Consider the following 1,121-nt stretch of genomic DNA (forward strand, 5'->3'; position numbering starts at 1 on the left):
CAGACGGAGCGTTATCTTTATAACGTATTTCCACGAAGCTTGCTAATCCTTTTCGTCCATCCATCTTAATATCTCGATACTTAAAGGGAAAGCCTAATAATTTGATATTTTTAATGTTATCATTATTAATATCATAATTTGTATTCCAAAACAGATTGATTTCATCTTTGCTGCTAAAGCTTAATGAATTAGTAAATGACCAAGTACTCTCTGAAAATGAGATTACAATATCGGGATGTTCATTTAAGCGAAAAGAGACCGTCATATTAATTGGCATCGTTTTATCATTACCAGCAACAAAACCATAGGGTATACATTTCCCCGCTTCTTTAGGCACTTCAAACAGTTCTCGAGTTCTAAAATTATTGATAATCGATTCGGCATTTTGTTTGTAAAATGCGAAATCTTTTTCCTTACCTTGGTAACGTTTATTAGTATAAAATGAATAAATTCTATTTTTTTCAACAAATAATACTCTAGACGCTTTATCTGCATAATATCCAAAACCATTATTTTGCTCAAATAATTCTACTAAAATATTAGGATTATTAATTTTAACATTCTTATTTGAGTTATATAGTTTTTGTTTAATATTGATCCATTCTTCATTTTTCCATTTTGCTGTAATAGATAAGTCATTATCATTATAATTAAAAGTTGATAAAATCGCCCATTTACCATCAGAAAAATAAGCTGGATATTTTGTTTTTGGTTCAAAGTATTTATTGGTAGGATACAATGCAACCTCAAGATTATCGGGTAGATCAATAGAATAAGATCCAATGCATTCAGTTTTAAATGTTAAATCAGCAGCCTGCGTAATACTACTGATAGCCATACAGGTTGTGAATAGTATAAATCTTGTTATATCACTTCTAATCAATTTCAAAGAAGCCAAATTTTCTAATCCTTTTAAACAATCAATCATTGCTCTGTTGCTCTTCGTTTAATTGAGGCTTCAATTTTTTTTGCTAGTTCATATATCTCATCTTTCGTTAGCGGAGTTTTGCCTTTGGATTCGCTCTGTTTGCCGATGACTGACATAATTAACCATGGGTAATTTTTTGAACTTTGTTTAACTACTGGATCATATTCGACAATACTATAGTAACCGTAATCAG

At 30.2% G+C, this 1,121-nt stretch carries 1 protein-coding gene and 1 pseudogene; both read right to left on the bottom strand.

Annotated elements, in window-relative coordinates:
- The coding region (locus H3S88_RS13075) for a T6SS immunity protein Tli4 family protein (protein ID WP_198229205.1) at positions 1 to 928 on the bottom strand (928 nt) is incomplete at its 3' end.
- Positions 925 to 1,121, bottom strand: a pseudogene (locus H3S88_RS13080) (hypothetical protein); the annotation flags it as partial. The pseudogene H3S88_RS13080 and the gene H3S88_RS13075, both read right to left, overlap by 4 nt.

Source organism: Gilliamella sp. B14448G11 (genome assembly GCF_016101765.1).
Taxonomy (GTDB): domain Bacteria; phylum Pseudomonadota; class Gammaproteobacteria; order Enterobacterales; family Orbaceae; genus Gilliamella; species Gilliamella apicola_N.